Source organism: Mesorhizobium sp. 128a (genome assembly GCF_053848025.1).
This window is the reverse complement of the sequence record NZ_JBSPKY010000007.1, coordinates 123,046-140,880: the sequence shown is the minus strand read 5'-3', so window position 1 is coordinate 140,880 and position 17,835 is coordinate 123,046. Positions and strand designations below refer to the sequence as shown.

At 59.3% G+C, this 17,835-nt stretch carries 14 protein-coding genes; 6 read left to right on the top strand and 8 right to left on the bottom strand.

From position 1 onward, the window contains the following. The first annotated feature begins 172 nt into the window (after nt 1–172). Entirely contained in the window at nt 173–1,315 is a 1,143-nt protein-coding gene (locus ACWTU9_RS14235; protein ID WP_455858820.1) for a DegT/DnrJ/EryC1/StrS family aminotransferase, read from the top strand. A gap of 3 nt (nt 1,316–1,318) precedes the next feature. Here the strand turns inward: ACWTU9_RS14235 and cysQ are convergent, their stop codons facing one another. The 4 genes from cysQ to ACWTU9_RS14215 all read right to left on the bottom strand — a co-directional run bounded on the left by cysQ (nt 1,319) and on the right by ACWTU9_RS14215 (nt 5,276). After that, on the bottom strand, nt 1,319–2,107 hold the full coding sequence (cysQ, locus tag ACWTU9_RS14230) for a 3'(2'),5'-bisphosphate nucleotidase CysQ (RefSeq protein ID WP_455858912.1): 789 nt from the start codon (nt 2,105–2,107) through the stop codon (nt 1,319–1,321). 10 nt (nt 2,108–2,117) lie between these two features. After that, on the bottom strand, nt 2,118–4,055 hold the full coding sequence (gene cysN, locus ACWTU9_RS14225; protein WP_455858819.1) for a sulfate adenylyltransferase subunit CysN: 1,938 nt from the start codon (nt 4,053–4,055) through the stop codon (nt 2,118–2,120). 2 nt (nt 4,056–4,057) lie between these two features. Further along, nucleotides 4,058–4,963: a sulfate adenylyltransferase subunit CysD gene (cysD, locus tag ACWTU9_RS14220; RefSeq protein ID WP_455858818.1), complete on the bottom strand. Its 906-nt coding sequence runs from the start codon at nt 4,961–4,963 to the stop codon at nt 4,058–4,060. Between the two features lie 73 nt (nt 4,964–5,036). After that, on the bottom strand, nt 5,037–5,276 hold the full coding sequence (locus tag ACWTU9_RS14215) for a hypothetical protein (protein ID WP_455858817.1): 240 nt from the start codon (nt 5,274–5,276) through the stop codon (nt 5,037–5,039). A gap of 160 nt (nt 5,277–5,436) precedes the next feature. Here ACWTU9_RS14215 and ACWTU9_RS14210 point away from each other — a divergent pair, with 160 nt between their 5' ends. Then, complete coding sequence (locus tag ACWTU9_RS14210; RefSeq protein WP_455858816.1) at nt 5,437–6,717, top strand: O-antigen ligase family protein; 1,281 nt, start codon at nt 5,437–5,439, stop codon at nt 6,715–6,717. Beyond that, nucleotides 6,714–7,649, top strand: coding sequence for an NAD-dependent epimerase/dehydratase family protein (locus ACWTU9_RS14205; RefSeq protein ID WP_455858815.1), 936 nt, complete (start codon nt 6,714–6,716; stop codon nt 7,647–7,649). The genes ACWTU9_RS14210 and ACWTU9_RS14205 overlap by 4 nt, the downstream gene beginning before the upstream one ends. Here the strand turns inward: ACWTU9_RS14205 and ACWTU9_RS14200 are convergent. The 3 genes from ACWTU9_RS14200 to ACWTU9_RS14190 form a co-directional block, all read right to left on the bottom strand. Beyond that, a complete protein-coding gene (locus ACWTU9_RS14200) occupies nt 7,637–8,176 on the bottom strand; it encodes a sugar transferase (protein WP_455858814.1) in 540 nt (179 codons plus the stop codon). The genes ACWTU9_RS14205 and ACWTU9_RS14200 overlap by 13 nt on opposite strands. Before the next feature lie 17 nt (nt 8,177–8,193). Beyond that, nucleotides 8,194–9,126, bottom strand: a complete 933-nt coding sequence (locus tag ACWTU9_RS14195) for a glycosyltransferase family 2 protein (protein ID WP_455858813.1) — start codon at nt 9,124–9,126, stop codon at nt 8,194–8,196. Nucleotides 9,127–9,264: 138 nt separating this feature from the next. Beyond that, a complete protein-coding gene (locus ACWTU9_RS14190; protein WP_455858812.1) occupies nt 9,265–11,253 on the bottom strand; it encodes an SDR family NAD(P)-dependent oxidoreductase in 1,989 nt (662 codons plus the stop codon). A 393-nt stretch (nt 11,254–11,646) separates the two neighbouring features. On the opposite strand from ACWTU9_RS14190, the gene ACWTU9_RS14185 reads away from it, so the two are divergent. The 3 genes from ACWTU9_RS14185 to ACWTU9_RS14175 all read left to right on the top strand — a co-directional run bounded on the left by ACWTU9_RS14185 (nt 11,647) and on the right by ACWTU9_RS14175 (nt 13,882). Further along, nucleotides 11,647–12,438 (top strand): ABC transporter permease, encoded by a 792-nt coding sequence (locus tag ACWTU9_RS14185; RefSeq protein WP_455858811.1) that lies wholly within the window; start codon nt 11,647–11,649, stop codon nt 12,436–12,438. A 9-nt stretch (nt 12,439–12,447) separates the two neighbouring features. Next, nucleotides 12,448–13,155: an ABC transporter ATP-binding protein gene (locus ACWTU9_RS14180; RefSeq protein ID WP_455858810.1), complete on the top strand. Its 708-nt coding sequence runs from the start codon at nt 12,448–12,450 to the stop codon at nt 13,153–13,155. 103 nt (nt 13,156–13,258) lie between these two features. Next, entirely contained in the window at nt 13,259–13,882 is a 624-nt protein-coding gene (locus tag ACWTU9_RS14175) for a class I SAM-dependent methyltransferase (RefSeq protein WP_455858809.1), read from the top strand. A gap of 181 nt (nt 13,883–14,063) precedes the next feature. On the opposite strand, the gene ACWTU9_RS14170 is transcribed toward ACWTU9_RS14175, so the two are convergent. Beyond that, entirely contained in the window at nt 14,064–17,780 is a 3,717-nt protein-coding gene (locus tag ACWTU9_RS14170) for a glycosyltransferase (protein WP_455858808.1), read from the bottom strand. Between the last annotated feature and the right edge of the window lie 55 nt (nt 17,781–17,835).

Here is a 17,835-nt window from a genome sequence, read left to right as displayed (position 1 = left end):
CAGTGCGGCAAAAACCTGAGGTAACAGACTGCGACACCTCGGCCACCGGCCGCCTGGCCGGGCTGGCTTTCTCGACCGGCCCAACTCTGGTACCAGCGGGCCGGGTTAAGTTGTTGTTTCTGCGCGTGTCGTTGTCCCTGGAACCCGCGCGCATTACCGTTTTGAGGCCGACATGCAGTTCATCGATCTTGGCGCACAGCGCGAACGTATCCGCGACCGGCTAAAGGCCGCGATCGACAATGTCGTCGAGGAAGGCCGCTATATCCTCGGGCCGCAGGTCACCGAATTCGAAAACAAGCTCGCGGCCTATATCGGCACCAAGCATGTCGTGGCCTGCGCCAACGGCACCGACGCGCTGCTTTTGCCGCTGTTTGCAGCCGGCATCGGCCCCGGCGACGCCGTGTTCGTGCCGAGCTTCACCTTCGCGGCAACGGCGGAAGTGGTGGCGTTGGCCAAGGCCGAACCGGTCTTCGTCGATGTCGACGCCGAGACCTACAATATCGACATCGCCAGCCTCGAGGCGGCGATCGCGATGATCAAGAAGGAAGGAAGGCTGAAGCCGAAGGCGATCATTCCGGTCGACCTATTCGGACTTGCCGCCGACTACGAGGCGATCATGGCAATCGCCAAGCGCGAAGGCCTGCTGGTGATCGAGGATGCGGCGCAGTCGATGGGCGGCTCGGCCGACGGCAAGATGTGCGGCGCCTTCGGCCATGTCGGCTCGACCAGCTTCTATCCGGCAAAGCCGCTCGGCTGCTACGGCGATGGCGGCGCGATGTTCACCAATGACGACGCGCTGGCCGACCAACTGCGTTCGTTTGCCTTCCACGGCAAGGGCGAAACGCAATACGACAATGTTCGCGTTGGTATCAATTCACGCCTCGACACGATCCAGGCGGCGATCCTGATCGAGAAGCTCGCCATCCTCGAAGACGAGATGGTCGCCCGCCAGGTGGTGGCCAAGCGCTATGCCGAAGGTCTCGGCGACATCGTCAAGGCGTCACGCAATCTGGGTGGTGGCCGCTCGGCCTGGGCGCAATACGCCATCGAGACGCCGAAGCGCGACGGCTTGAGGGCGCATCTCGGCGAAAAAGGCATCCCTTCGGTGATCTATTATGTGAAGCCGCTGCACGAGCAGGTCGCCTATCGCGACTATCCGCGCACGCCGACCGGCCTTACCGTATCGGAGGAACTGCCGAAGCGGATCCTGTGCCTGCCGATGCACCCCTATCTCAGCGAAGCCGACCAGGACCGCATCATCGAGATGATCCGCAACTATATCGGCTCGAACTCGGCGCATGTAGCAGCAGCGTAATTCTTACGCCGCCTCCGCCGCCTTCCCACTCGCAATAAAATGCGGGTTGGCGAAATCCTCGTCGTCACTCTGCCTGCGCTTGCCATAGGTGAGCGGCTCGCCGTCGAGCGTGCGCGTCATGCCGCCGGCGGCGCGCAGCACCGCATCGCCTGCAGCCGTATCCCATTCCATAGTGCGGCCGAAGCGCGGATAGATGTCGGCTTCGGCTGCGGCGAGCAGGCAGAATTTCAGCGATGAGCCGACCGAGACGATCTCGGCGGCGCCGAGGTCCCTGATAAAGGCTTCGGTCTCCGGCGTGTTGTGCGAACGACTGGCCACGACGGCGAGCGGCGTCACCGCCGTCCTGACCGAAATCCGTCGCCGGCCAACGATCCGGTAGTCGCCATCGACCTCGATGGATTCCGCGCTGCCCGGCCGTCCCGAAAAGAATCGCCCGCTACACGGCGCGAAGACGACGCCGATCTCCGGCACGCCATGCCGGACAAGCGCGATGTTGACGGTGAAATCGGTCCTGCGGTTGACGAATTCCTTGGTGCCGTCGAGCGGATCGATCAGGAAAAAGGCGCCATCCAGATCGGGCGGCACGATACCGGCGGCCACCTCTTCCTCGGCCACGCAGGGAATGTCGGGATAAGCCGCACGCAGGCCGGCAAGGATGATCGTCTCGCTCTCGCGGTCGGCTTCCGTCACCGGCGAGGAGTCGGACTTGCTGTCGACCGAGCAGCCGGCCTTGAAGACCCGCATCACCTCGCGCCCGGCTTCGAGCGCCAGGCGCTCGAACACGTCGATCATCACCTCGTCGTCAGATGCCGCCGCCGGCTTCGTATTGGTCTTCAGCAATGTCGCGCTCGTTCAGCCAGTGTTCCAGAGCCTCTACCATCTCCTCGGCCGTCTTGCCGAGTGTCTTAAGATGGATTTCCGGTTTTTCCGGGGCTTCATACGGTGAATCGACGCCGGTGAAGTTCTTGATCTCGCCATTCAGCGCCCGCGCGTAAAGGCCTTTCGGATCGCGCCTTGCGCATTCCTCGAACGGCGTATCGACAAACACCTCGACGAATTCGCCGTCGGCCATCAATTCGCGCGCCACACGCCGTTCGGCGGCGAAGGGCGAGATGAAGGAGACGATGACGATCAGCCCGGCGTCGGCCATCAGCTTGGCCACTTCGGCGACGCGGCGGATGTTTTCGACGCGGTCGGCATCGGTGAAGCCGAGATCGCGGTTAAGGCCGTGGCGGACATTGTCGCCGTCGAGAATGTAGGTGTGGCGCCCCGAGGCGAACAGCTTCTTCTCGAGCAGGTTGGCGATGGTCGACTTGCCTGAACCAGAAAGCCCAGTGAACCAGAACACGGCGGGGCGCTGGCCCTTCAGGTCGGAGCGACCGCGCTTGCCGACATCGAGCGACTGCCAATGGATGTTTTCGGCGCGGCGCAGCGTATGCAGGATCATGCCTGCGCCGACCGTGGCGTTGGTGATGCGGTCGATCAGGATGAAGGCGCCGGTGGTGCGGTTGTCGGCGAAGGTGTCGAAGGCGATCGGCGCGCGGGTCGAGATGTTGCAGATGCCGACTTCATTCATGTCGAGCGACTTTGCCGCCTCACGGGCGAAGTCGTTGACGTTGACGCGGTATTTCAGGTCGGTGACGGTTGCGCTGGTCTGGTCGGTCTCGGTGCGCAGTATGTAGGAGCGGCCCGGCAGCAGTGCTGCCTCGTCGAACCAGACGATGTTGGCGGCGAACTGATCGGCAACCTGCGGCCGCGCCGCTGGCGACACCAGCATGTTGCCGCGCGAGACTTCGACCTCGTCGTCGAGCACAAGGGTGATGGTCTGGCCGGCGACGGCCTGGGCGAGATCGCCACCATGGGCGACGATGCGCTTGACCCGCGAGGCCTTGCCGGATTTGGCGACGACGACCTCGTCGCCCTGGGCGACCTGGCCGGACGCGATGGTGCCGGCAAAGCCGCGGAAGTCGAGATTGGGCCGGTTGACATACTGCACCGGAAACCGGAACGGCAATTCGACCGCCGCCTCGTCGACCGACACGGTTTCGAGATGCTCGATCAGCGAAGGGCCGGAATACCACGCCGTCTTGTCGGAACGGCTGGTGACATTGTCGCCGTAGCGAGCCGACATCGGGATCGGCACGATCGTCTGGAAGCCGAGCTCATGCGAGAACTGGCGATAGTCCTCGACGATGCGGTCGAACACCGCCTGGTCGAAATCGACGAGATCGATCTTGTTGACGGCAAGCACAATGTGGCGGATGCCGAGCAGCGAGGCGATGATCGAGTGGCGCCTGGTCTGGCGCAGCACGCCCTGGCGCGCATCGATGAGCACGATGGCCAGATCGGCGGTCGAGGCGCCGGTCGCCATGTTGCGGGTGTACTGTTCATGGCCAGGCGTGTCTGCGACGATGAACTTGCGCTTGGGCGTGGCGAAGAAGCGATAAGCGACGTCGATGGTGATGCCTTGCTCGCGCTCGGCCTCGAGGCCGTCGACCAGCAACGCAAAGTCGATGTCGTCGCCAGTGGTGCCGTGCTTGCGGGAATCGCGCTCGAGTGCTGCGAGCTGGTCCTCGAAGATCTGCTTGGTGTCGGACAGAAGGCGGCCGATCAGCGTCGATTTGCCGTCGTCGACCGAGCCGCAGGTGAGGAAGCGCAGCAGCGACTTCTTCTCCTGCGCCGCCATGTATTCGCGGATGCCGTCGTTGGGGGCGAGGCTCTTGGCCAGGATGTGGCGCATGCTCAGAAATACCCCTCGCGCTTCTTCTTTTCCATCGAGCCGGCTTCATCGCGGTCGATGAGGCGGCCCTGGCGCTCGGAAGTGCGCGCCGTCAGCATCTCGCCGACAATGGCTTCCAGCGTGTCGGCGTCGGATTCAATAGCGCCGGTCAGCGGATAACAGCCGAGGGTGCGGAAGCGCACCAGGCGGTTCTCCACCGTCTCGCCGGGACGCAATTGCATGCGATCGTCATCCTTCATGATCAGCATGCCGTCGCGTTCGACCACCGCGCGCTCCTTGGCGAAATAGAGCGGCACGATCGGAATGTTCTCCTGCAGAATGTACTGCCAGATGTCGAGCTCGGTCCAGTTCGACAGCGGAAAGACGCGGATCGATTCACCCGGCGCGATGCGGGTGTTGAAGATCTTCCACATTTCCGGCCGCTGGTTCTTCGGGTCCCAGACATGCTGGGCGTTGCGGAAGGAAAAGATGCGCTCCTTGGCGCGCGACTTCTCCTCATCGCGCCGCGCTCCGCCGAAGGCGGCGTCGAAACCGTATTTGTCGAGCGCCTGGCGCAGCGCTACGGTCTTCATCACATGGGTGTGGGTGTTCGAGCCGTGGTCGAAGGGGTTGATGCCGTCGCGCACGCCGTCTTCATTGACATGGACCAGCAGGTCAAAGCCGTGCTTCTGCGCCATCTGATCGCGAAAGGCGATCATCTCGCGGAACTTCCAGGTGGTGTCGACATGCAGGAACGGAAAAGGCGGCTTGGCCGGATAAAAGGCCTTCATCGCCAGATGCATCAGCACGGAGGAATCCTTGCCGACGGAATAGAGCATCACCGGCTTGGAAAAGGAGGCGGCAACCTCACGGAAGATGTGGATGGATTCGGCCTCGAGCCGCTGCAAATGCGTAAGCGCGATGTTCATGGACTGTGAGCGTTCTCTCGTGCCATCCAGACCTTGCATCAGATGGATCGGGCGTCTTTTTCAGCCGCCCGGTTCAAGCTTCACCGCTGGACACTATCGGTTCGTGCCGGCGTTCTAGCAGATCGCCACCTGATATAACAACGCTGGAAAGGCCGGCGGCCAAGCCGTTTGGGAACGAATTTTCCAGGAAATGCCCGGAATCCGGAAATTCCTGCCCGGCAAATTGATTGCCTTCAAAGGTCGGGAAAAATATTGCCGGAACCCTGGGAAAACGGTCGGGCCGGTGGATGCTTCCGCTATGCGATGCGGCCACGCCACCGATCTCGATCGCTGCAAGATTCTCGCCGCACTATCGAAAACCGGACCCAGCCGCTATACCGGCTCCTGAACCCGCGCGGGGCGGGATGCCGCAAAAGCCGCCGCCAAAACACCGTCCGTCGCCAAGCGACCCCAGCGCATTGTGAACCAGAGCATTGACCCCGATTTCCACTATCAAGCAGCACCTCTCGCCGTCTCGGATCAACATCACCTTCTCCATTCTCTGCTTCCTTTGCCCGCCTGTGCTGGGGTCGGCGGTCAGCTTTGTGTTCAATGGCGGCGGCCTGTGGTCGGTGTTTCTGCTTGCGCTGAAAAGACGGCGTTTCAACATCGACCGGCCGATGGTCGCGATGACGGTGGCGATCTATGCCTATTGCGCAGCCTCCGTGCTCGCTTCCATCGTCAACAATTCGATCGCCAGGGATGCGCCGCATCTGGCGGGGCTGATCACCTTCCTGTTTTTCCCCGTCTCATACGCGACCTGGAGCATTACCGAGAAAACCACGCTGGCGCGCATCGTCGTGCTGGCGAGTGCTGCAGCCTGTTTTGGCGCCCTGCTGCTGGGAACCGTGCAATATTACTGGCTTGGCATACGGGCCGAAGGCGGCGCCGGCAATGCGATCGTGTTCGCGACCGTCGCCTGTCTCAGCATGATGATGTGCCTGGCGGGCGTCCTGTCGGGCATGGAAAAGAACAGGGTCCTGCTGGCCTGCACGACACTGGCCGGTGCGGTCGCCATCCTCCTTTCGGGGTCACGGATCATCTGGCTGGCGATGCTGGTGGCCGGCATCGCCGTCCTGCTGATCAACCGTCGCAAGCTCAACAACAGAAACGCCATTCGCCTCTTGCTGATTGCGGGCACGACCGGCATCGTCATCGCTGTCGTCGGTTTCCCCATCATTTCCGAGCGCGCGGCTTTCCTGTTCAGCGACTGGGATGCGCTGGCCACGAAAGGCGACCACACCACGGCGCTCGGCTTGCGCGCAGCACTTTGGCAGATCGGCCTTAACGCCTTCCACGACATGCCGCTTTTCGGTCACGGCATTGCTGCGAGCCGTGACCTGATAAAGCAAGGCTTCCACGACCAGTTCAACATGCCGTCTACGGGCTTCAGCCATTTCCACAATGGCTTCCTGACCGCATTGGTGGAGGCCGGGTTGCTTGGCGCCATTACGCTGGCGGCTGTGTTCGTCGTTGCCGCGAGAAACGCCGCCATTGTGCTGCGCAACAGCACCGACGCGATCGAGCGGTTCGGCGCCACGATGATTGTCGTTACCGTGGTCACCTATCTCATCGGGGGCTTGACCGGCATCCTGGTCGGCCATGATATCCTTGATTCGACATTGATGGTGTTCCTGGTGTCCGGGACCTACCTTGCTTCGGGCCGGCAACAGGCGCTGCCGGAACAGCGGACGCCACAGGCAAGCCAGCCATGAAAGTGCTGGTCACAGGCGCGACGGGTTTCATCGGCAGGCAGGTCGTCAACCAGCTTGGCGAAGCCGGGTTCGAGGTGCGCATGGCCTCGCGTCACCCGGAACAGCTCGATCCCGCGAGCGATGCGGTCCTGTTGCCGGAATTCGACGCGCCGGCCCAGGCATTCCAGGCGCTGATGCTAGACATCACCCATGTCGTCCACTGTGCGGCGCTCAACAATGACCGCAAGGCAAGCGAGGCCGATTTTATGGCCGCCAACGCGACACTGACCGCCCAGTTGGCGCACGCCGCGGCCCGGCGGGCAAGCGGGCGTTTCATCTATCTCTCATCGATCCGGGCGGTGGCCGGTCCTACTTTCAGCGGCACCATCGACGAGGCGCCCCCCCCTGCCCCGCAATGCGCCTACGGACGCTCCAAGCGCGAAGGCGAGATCAGGATGCTGGAAGCCTATGCATCAAGGCCCGCCGATGCGACGGCGCTGCGGCTGCCGCCGGTCTATGGCGAAGGCATGAGGGGAAACCTGCGTGGGATGATGCGGCTCGCAGGCACTACACTGCCAGTGCCCGCTGGCCTTCTAACGGCAGTTCGTTCGCTGATGTCCCGTGACGCATTAGCCGGCGCCGTGGTGCATCTTTTGACCCGTCCCAAGCAGCCGCGCCCGACCTATGTCCTGGGCGATGCTTCTCCGGTCGCGATGTCCGAAGTCATCATCGCATTCCGCCACGGGTTCGACATTCCGGCCCGCCCTTGCCTCATGTCGCCTCGACCGTTCCGGTTGTTGGCCACGCTGCTTGGCAGACGAGCATCGTACGAAGCGTTAATGGCGACACAGATCTGCGACCCGTCACCGCTGGTCTCGGAAGGCTGGATGCCGGAAACCGACACGCTCGGCCGACTTGAGGAACTCGCGCGAAAGGCCCATCAGGCCCGGTAGATTGTGCCGAGCAGGATTTTGACGTCGAGGCCCACCGACGCCATCCTGAGATATTCGGCATCGGTTTCGGCGCAGAGTTCTGGGTCGGACATATCGATGCCTTTCATCTGCGCAAGCCCGGTAATGCCCGGAACCGCCGCAAGCACGCCCAATTGCCTGCGGCGTTCGATCAATTCCGTTTGCGTGGGCAGGCATGGACGCGGCCCGACCAGGCTCATCTCGCCCTTCAGCACATTCCACAGCTGTGGCAGCTCGTCGATCTTGAATTTTCGCAGCACTTTGCCTGCGGCAGTGATGGAGTTTGCCGGCGCCTGATGCGAAGGCAGAGACGGCGTTCCCACAACCATCGTCCGCAGCTTGCGGCAGCGAAACAGCACGCCATTCTGTCCGATCCGGGTTTGCGAAAATAATGCGGGTCCAGGCGACGACAGCCTGATCGCCAGCATGGCAAGCAGGATGACGGGCGAGGTCAGCGGCAAGAGAACCGCCGCCACGACGAGGTCGAAAACTCGCTTGGGTCCCCTCATGGCCGTCCCTGCATGCTCTAGATCCGCCGCCAGATGAAGGCCAAATAGAGCCCAAGCGTACCAGCCAGCGTCTGCCGGTAGACGCCGCTTTTTCTGAGAAGACGCAGGCGTCGCAAGACACCGCCCTTGCGCGCCCTGATGAACAGGCCGAGGCAAGCGGCGGCATCCCTGCTGAGGATGTCGCGATTGTCCGCCAGACCGCTCAGATTGTGATCGGTCCAGATGGCGAACTCGCCCTTGAACAGGCGCCCCAGCCGCGACAGCCGCGCCTTCCACGACACGTTGGCGCCGACCAGGTTCGCCTCATGCTGGCGGTAGCGCACCAGCGGCCGAGGGTCATAGCGAACTATGCCGCCAGCGGCGGTGACGATCAGATAGGTCCACCAGTCATGGCTGACGAACTCGGTCCTTGCCGATGCCTTTGCCAGCAACTTTCGCGCCGTGCGGTTGATCATCATGGTGTTGCCGCCGGCAATGCTTTGCACGAGCGCGTTGCGAAACGAGGGCGGCTTCAGGAACAGCGGCGAATGCCCTTGCGCTGCTCCGGTTTCGGATATGGTCGCGGTCCTCGAGCAAAACAGCAGCGGCGTTCCGGCATCGTGGCCCTGCATCCAGGCGATAGCGCTCTCCAGCCTCTCCGGCTCCCAGATGTCGTCCTGGTCGCAGAAGGCGTAGAAGTCGGCGTCGATGCGTGGATCGATGATCATAGAGCGGAAGTTGGCGGCAAAGCCCTGGCGAGGACCATTCACGAGGGTTAGCTGCCCCTTGGACCAGCGGCTCTGCCAGGCGCCGATGATGGCGGCGGTGCCGTCCGTCGAACCGTCGTCGGAGATCCAGAGGTCAATATGGGGATGCGATTGCGCAAGCAGCGATGCGAGCTGCTCGTCAAGGAAGGCCGCGCCATCTTTCGTGCCCAGCAGCACGGCCACACGCTGATCTTGTCTGCTCACTGGTTCAGAATCATCTGCAAACGCCTGGGACCGGCCATCGGATTGGTTTCAATAGCCAATCCCGGTCGATCAGGACAGCTTGTTTGTTGTCAGCAATTCCGGACGGAAAAACCGCTTCACACTTTTCCTGGAATTGCTCTAACCTGCTTGTCCGACCGTTTTCGCAATGGTTTCCCGGTGCGTGTCGGCTGGAGGCTGTTCGGCCTGATGAAGCCCGGCCATGACGGCGAGTGCTGCGGCCTTGTCCTGGTCGCGCATGGCCGCCTGCAGCGATGTCAGCGCGGCCTGGACCTTTGGCCATCCCACGACATCGGTTCGCAGGCCGAAGATCTTGGGAATGTCGAGTGCGACAATCTCTTCATTGCCGCCATGCAGCACCTCGTGAAGCTTCTCGCCCGGCCTGATCCCGGTGAAACGGATCGGAATGTCGGTGTAGGGGCTTTTGCCGGCCATGCGGATCATGGTTTCGGCGACTTCGAGGATCGGCACCGGCTTGCCCATGTCGAGCATGTAGATGGCGTAATCGTCCTTGCCCTGGCGCCGCTCCGCGTCGGCCGCCGCCATGATGACGAGGTCGACGGCTTCGGCCACCGTCATGAAGTAGCGGGTCATGCGGCGATCGGTAATGGTGACCGGACCGCCGGCCTCGATCTGCGCCTGGAAGATGGTGGCGACCGAGCCGTTGGAGCCGAAGACATTGCCGAACCGCACGGCGATGAACTTGGTGCCGGAACGACGGCCATTGGGTTCGATGGCGTGCGTCTCGTGCAGTGAAGAGACGATCTGCTCGGCGGCGCGTTTTGTCATGCCGAGCACCGAGGTCGGATCGACCGCCTTGTCGCTGGAAATCAGCAGGAACTGCGGCACCCCGCATTTGGCGGCAACCTCGGCGCAGACGAGGGTTCCCAAAATGTTGGTCTGGATCGCCGATTCCCAGTTTTCCTCGAGCAGCGGCACATGTTTGAGCGCGGCGGCGTGGAAGATGATGTCGGGCTTGAAATCGCTGACGACGCGGGTGATCTGGCGCCGGTCGGTGACATCGACGATGCGGCTCTTGAGCCGGGCATGATCCTTTTCGTCGACCTGCTGGTCGAGCTGGAAAATCCCGAACTCCGAGATATCCGCGACCAGAACCGCCTCGGCGCCAAGTTCCAGCGACCGCTTGACCAGGATGCGACCGATCGAGCCGGCGCCGCCGGTCACCAGGACGCGCTTGCCGCCGACAAAGCCACCGATCCGCTCAATATCGGAAGGAACCGTGGAACGGCGCAGGATGGTTTCCATTTCGACAGCGTCGAGAACCAGCTTCCCGCCCTGCCCGAGTTCCGAGACGCCGGAGAACTGGACGACGGCGATGCCGCTGTGGCGGGCGACACGGACCAGCTCCGAATACTCCTCGATCTCGCGTTCGGTGCCATTGCCAAAAATCAGCATGTCGAGGCTTTTGGTGCCTCTTGCATATTCTTCCAGGACCTCGACCAGGCGGGGCCGCACACCCACTACCGGGACGCCCTGGATCTGCCTGCCCAGCGGCGCGGCGTTCTCGATGGCCATGATGCCGGCGATGGAATATTCGGCCGGCTCTGCCGCACGCGTGAACCGGATTATGACGTCTGCTTCGCCGAGCCTGCCCACGAACAGCGCCTGCTTGATCGCCACATTGCTCGCATTGCGGCTCAGGATTCGCCAGCTCGCGCCATCGCGCAGGAACCGGTAGTAAAGCCGGGGCGCCGATATGATGGTGAAGGAGACGAGGAAAAAGACGATAAACTGACGCTCGTTGAGGCCGGTCACCGGCTGAAAGGATCGAACCGCCAGCGAGACGACATAAAGCGTGACGGTCAGGATCGCGCAGCTCTTCAGAATGTTGAAGAAGTCCGGCGTGGAGGCGAAACGCCACACGGTGTTATAGAGGCCGCAATAGCGAAACAAGATATGGCTGAGAAGAACAATGCTCACCCAGCACGCCAGGCCCGGCCAGGAGAGCGCATCGAATGAAAGTCTCGACTGCGAAAGCCCGAGACTCAGCGCCACCGCAACCAGGACCATGACCAGGTCCTGGATCATTATAATGGCGCGCCGCATCTTCGGCCGAAGTCCGGATACGACTTGTACGTATGACGTCATTGGGTAGTACTGAACTCCAGGCGCGGGTATATCAATACCAGACAGGCGCCGGATGGAACATCATCCGTCACCACTCCAGATTGCAAATCCCAAGTCCCTTGCCCAGCTATCGCAATAGCGCGGAGTCGGGGGTATCGCCAGATGTTTTTGACGAATATGTGATCAAAGGTGAATGCGGCTGTTCCGGACCAATCGCCATTGGCTGAACTGTGGCCTTTCAGGACAATTGTACAGGTCCAAAAGACATTGCTAATGGTTGGTCTCAAGATATTGCTGGGCTTCACTAAGCCGCAATCAGTTGCCATACGCTCGTCGCGATGGCTATGAAATGTCCCTCGCCTCATGTGGCCATCGGACATACGAAGCGACTAGGAACGGATTGCGACACCAACAATGATTTTGGCACTGAACGGCGCCCTCGACGATATCAGCAAGGCTATGAGGCTGCATCGGGTCTGGATCGCACTTGCCCATGAGGACATCGGCGACCAGCATAGGCGCACGACGCTTGGCCCACTTTGGCTGCTGGTCAACTACGTAGCGTTCGTCGGCACGTTCGTTTTCGTGTTCCAGCCTGCCGGCAAGGATGCTGCGGGCTATTCCGCCTATGTCGCAATCGGCCTGATGGTCTGGTTCTACCTGATGGAAATCATCTCCTTGAGTGTTTCCCTCTTCCAGCGTGAGGAGAGCTTCATAGAGGGCACGACCCTACCTCTGTTTGTGTACGTCATGCGGATGACGGTTCAGTCCGTCATTCGCGTTGGCTATGCGATCGCAGGTTGCATCGTGATTCTGCTCCTGAGCGGCTCGGGACTTACCCCCGCATGGCTATGGTCGCTTGCAGGGCTACTCGTGATCCTGTTCGCCACTCCAGCCGTCATCACGGTCTTCGCCTTCCTCGGCGCATTCTTTCCCGACAGCCAGTTCATCGTCGGCAACATCATGCGAGTCGGGATGTTTTTTACGCCTGTCTTCTGGATCTACAGCGGACAGGGCGGCATACAAAAATACGCCTATAACTGGAATCCATTCAGCTATTTCCTGGAAATCGTGCGCGAGCCGATCACGAACGGCGCGTTTCCGATGCAGGCATTCGCCGTAACGGTCTATATTTCCTTATTCATGTGGGCGATTGCATTGTTGCTGCTTGGCCGATATCGCAGGCAAGTTGTTTTCCTGATTTGAGTTTTTTCGATGGTCTCTATCAAGCTGGATAACGTCAGTCTGGTCTACAAACTGCACGAAAAGCTGACACTTTCAGCGCCTGACCGACGCATGGGTGGGCCAGGCGGCAGAATTGAAAGCTCAGGCAGAAAGCAGTTTGTGCAAGCCCTCGACGGCGTCAGTTTCGAGCTCAAGGCGGGCGAGCGACTGGGTTTGGTCGGCCCGAACGGAGCCGGTAAGACCACGCTTCTCAAGGTGCTCTACGGAATCTATGAGCCATCGGGGGGAAGCATCACTATAGAAGGCAAGGTCGACGCGCTTTTCAACATCAACATAGGCTTTCGACGCGAAGCCACAGGCCGCAGGAACATCGTCCTGCGCGGATTGATCAACGGGTGGACAGAGGCCGAGATCGAAGAAAAAATGGAGGGTATTATTGCCTTCAGCGAGCTCGGCGACTTCATCGACCTCCCGTTCAAGGCTTACAGCCAAGGCATGGCAGCCAGGCTGGCATTTTCAGCGGCGACCGCGCTTGAGCCAGAGATTTTGCTGATGGACGAGTGGATTGGCGCCGGCGATGCTTCGTTCCAGGACAAAGCCAAACGGCGCATGGACGAACTGGCGGAAAAGGCAGGTATCATTGTGCTGGCCAGCCACAGTGAGTACTTGATCCAAAGCGTTTGCACAAAAAAGCTAACTCTCAAAGGCGGGCGGGTCGACACCATGGAAACGACCTGAACGCGCGCGCCCGGCCGATGCCATGCCCTGATAATTCCTACATTGCCGGCTAGACGGATGCTGCTGGCATGGCCAGTAGACACTTGATCAGAGGAAGCGACCCGTGACTCGAACCTGGGACAATTGGGATGTTGGTGAAATTGCAGAGGAAATTCAGTCGATTTGGCAGAATTCGCCGATCGAACATGCGCATCGCGAAGAGCTCGTTCAAGTAGTATCGAGCAATATAGATAGACACACACTATCGATTCTTGAAGTTGGTTGCGGTACCGGCCTCATATACGAAAAACTGATCGGTAATATCTCTAGCGATTCCAGCTATACGGGAGTCGACTCATCTTCAAAAATGCTGGAGATAGCGAGAAGAAATTTCCCAGACACCGAATTTCTTTCAGGAGATGGTTACGATCTCAGTTTTGGAGATCAGGAATTCGATGTTGTCCTGTGCTTCGAAGTGCTCGGCCACATTCCCGAGATAGAGAAATTCGTAGCTGAATTGCTTCGTGTCGCGCGGAGAACCTGCATTTTCACGACTTGGCCAAGCAGCGAACAGGAAATCGTTGAAAACCACGAAACGATTGGTGGTGTTCAGTTTCTACACCGGCAATACCCAGATGCCCTTATCCGGAAGGTCATCCGCACCGTAGGGGCGAAGGACTTGGGTGACATCAGGTCGGTCAGCCTTCGCTCCGGCGGGCAAGCCTACATTGTTACGCGTCATTCCTGACCGCTGCCGAGTGCAATCTGGCGGAAGTGTGCGCGTTCGTCACGGATTGCACGTTCACGCTGCGCCTATCGAGATCTTGCGGCCTTCGCCATTGCGCAATTTCCAACGGAAAGCGCTTCGCGCTTTTCCCGGGAAAACCACTCACACTTTCCTGGAATTGCAGTAGCCGCAGTGACCGCGGCTACTCGAATTTCGCGAAAGGGAACCGCTTTAGCGCGCCGTAGATCACCGTTGGCCGAACCACCTCATAGATGGTGACCGGTACATCCGCCTCGTGTACGAAAACCCTGAGGCGCCATCCGGCCTCAAGGTCATGAAAAGGCGTGTCAAACGAAAATCTTGCGGGGAGGCCCTCTTCAATATCGGCGAGTGGTCGGGCCACGGTGCCCAGAATCTCATCGTTCCTGGACACAATCTCTACGCCTACGAGCCCTGCCTGCGCCCGAACAAGTGGCGCTATGCCAAGATGGACGGCCGATAGGGAGGTGAGCGCGAAATGAACGGTATATTCTCTATAGGATATATTTGAGAGATCCTCGCTCAGGCGCAGTTCATCACGTCGCATCCGGCCGAAGTGCTGATGGCTGAAACGATCAAGCGGATCGAAAACAGAGGAAACCATGTCCCACATTTCGCTCGACCGCCGAGTGACGGCTCTCGCAAGCCTGAGTGGACGCGAAAAATGTTGGGCCTCTACCTCCGAATGAAGCCTGGCAATCGTGGAAGCCACAGCGGGCTCAAATCTCGCTGAGGGCACGTCCCGTTGAGCCATCGAGACCTCAGCGACCGCCTCGATCGGCTTCGCGGACGCCGCCCTACTGAATGCAGTCCCGTAAAGGTCCATCAATTCAGCACGGACGTAGCCTGAACGTCCCAATATGCTTATCGTCCGATAAGCACTTCTCAACATCTCAGCCCGCCGCACAACTGAATATCCAAGAAACTCCTGAACGGCCTTCGCCAGTTCCTCCGGGGACGCATCCCTGGCAATCAACCCGCTGTAGCGATGCCTAAGCAATTCTGATACGCCGCCAACGCTAGGCGATACGACGGCGACACCAGACGCCATGGCCTGAAGCATCGTCTGCGGCATGGATTCGTCCAGAGCGGAAATGAGCAACACGTCGCAACTTGCGTAGAACCGCTCCGGGTCAGAAACGAACCCATGAAAGATGACGTGGTTTTCCAGACCATGTTCCGCCACATAATCGCGGCACTCGTTGGCGTAGTCGACGCGAAGGTCATCGTAACCTATTACGTGGACCGTAACGTTGTGCCCGGCCTTTTGCAGAAGTAGCGCCGCCTTGATGGCGGCGAGTTGATTCTTGCGAGGCTGCAATGTTCCGGAAACGACTATCTGCAGCGGATCCTTTATTGAAAAGTTCCGATCGTCTCGTGCCGCGAATAGCGAAAAATAGATATCGTCCACGGGGCACACGATACGACGCACGGCGACCCCGGATTCTTTCTTCCATCGCTCCCCATGTGCTGTCGAGGAGCAATGAACTGCATGGGCGAAAGCGTTTGTATCGGCGCCGTCGTAGTATTGATGAACGCTAGCGGCAATTGGAACCCCAAGCTCCAATCCAAGTGCCGTCATAGCTGGCTGCCAGGTGGCGAAATGAACAAGGCCTACATTGTGTCCAACCAATCTTTCGCCAATGCGACGTGCATCCTGCCGATCTCTCTCTTGAAGCGACCGGATTTTGGACGCGTCGACACGGTCCATCCCGTTCTGCCAGCTTTCCTCCAACAGTGGGGCATCCTTCGTTGCCTCACGCCAGAGACGAGCAAATTCCGGTCCAAACCTCTCGCTCTGCGGAACCAGACCCACAACGCTGAAACCGAAGGAGGAAGCTAGCGCAGCATGCCGTAGCAAATGAAGAGTTGCGCCCCCCAGCGCGGCCTCATGAAACCCAAAGAGGATTGCCTTATCCTTCAGGCGCGAATGAAGTGCAGTTGCGGCGAGCGCACCGAAAAAATCGTAGTATTGAATCTCCGTGGTATACCGGCCTTCTACATATGTACGAGCCCTTTCCAAAATCTGGTCCCGCTGTTCGGCCTTCAGCTTGATCAGACCTTCAATGGCGTCTGCCCAGTCGTCAGGCCTATTGCTCACCTTGACGCAAACCGAGTCAGGCAAGCGGCTATAGGGCGCGACATTGCTCATCACGCTAATCGCGCCAGCGACGACCGATTCTAACAATTTGACAGGGCTCTTACTCCGTTCCGCACGTGTTTCACCCTCAAGAGGCGTCAGTGAAAGATCGAAATAGGTGCCGGTCAGTTCAGAAAGATAATGATCATATGAATGGGTGAATGGCTTGAAATGAACATCGCAATCCAGAGCAGGACAATCACGCGGATCGATCCCCCAAAAATGAAATTCTACCTCATCCTTATAAGCTGACGCCACACGCTGAAGGCCAGGCCAAATCTTGATTAGAATATTTCTACGGAATTTATTACTAAAAATCGCAATTCGGAACTTCCCAGACCTTTTGTAGTCTCTCCTGGCGACGTACCTGCCTTGTATGTTTGTGCTTAGCTTAATAATATGGGAGTTATAAATCGAAAAATCTTCAATGATCTCATCGCTGTATCCAATCACGGCATCGGCCGCAGATATCTGGGCCACTATGCTTCGGTATCCCGGCGTACCAGGCGCGATGGCGGAATGTTCCGGCCCCACTTCATGGAAGCGGAGCATGTTATCATCCATCAGATAGGCACACGGGATGCCCTCGCGCCTCTTGCCGGCCAATAATTGTTCTGCCGGGCCCACAGTACGGTAGAGGATTGCTATGTCCGTGTCCGACGTGTCGAATCGCGGCACATCTCGCTCTCTGACGAAGGTACTGCTGAAGCCTCTTTGACTTTCAAGGTTCTCAAAATTGCGAACGGCCACATCCACAGACGTGCTATAGTCTGGCTTCGATACCAGTATGCGCTTGTGTTCCATAGCCCCAGACGCGGCGACTGCCAGCTCTGACGGGGTCAAATAGCCATTGAACTTGGAAATAAATGGCAGAGCTTCTTCTCTATAATATCTCCGTATCTCGGCCGTCGAGAATCGGTTCTTCCAATGTTCGGCACCAATCAGGTCATAGCTGGCAATATTGCCAGGCTTCAGCTGATTGTCTCGCGCAAGCCGCAAGTATTTCAAGGTCTGGGTAAAATCTGACCGCACATCCCGGCCGAGCGAGTTCTCCATGTCGGCGCGAACGATCGAACATGTCGCATCCACCCATTGAAATGGCGCACTTCTTCCGAAACGCAGCCAGAGGTCGTAATCCGAGTATCGCCTGGCCGCCACATGAGGGTCGTACATGCCATGCCTTTCAAAAAGAGCAGCATGGTGAATTACTGAGTTATTTGCGATATAGTTGCCATGCTGGAGGAGTCCATAGTTGAACTCCTGCCCAAGCACGCGCAGAAAGACGTCGCCTTCGCTCGTCGCACGATAGGCGTCGCAACTGCCATAGGCGACGCTTGGAACAGCTTGTCGCTCAAGCCAAGCCATGCGCACCTTCAGGCTGTCTTCCGTCCACAGATCATCGTCAAACTGGTAGGCAATGTACTTGCCGCGCCGGTGAAGCGCGGCCTGATTAACGCGCAAGGCTGGCAGACCACTGTTGTACCTATATGAATGTATGATGACCCGAGGATCGGCAAGCTGGTACTCGCTTAGCACGTCGGCAGTTCCATCGCGCGAGCCGTCATCCACAATGATCAGCTCGAAATCGCCATAGCTTTGCGAAAGCACACTCTCGATTGAAAGCCGTAAAGACCCGTTGGCACGCGCAAAAGTAGGGAGGATCACCGTCACTTCGGGTGCCGACTGCCCTCTGTCGATGTGGCAGATGGAAAGATCATGGCCACAATCACCGAATCTCATATTTCCTCCGAATTCTAATATCGGACAAGCATCGCGCGCCGCCACACCTTGCCAC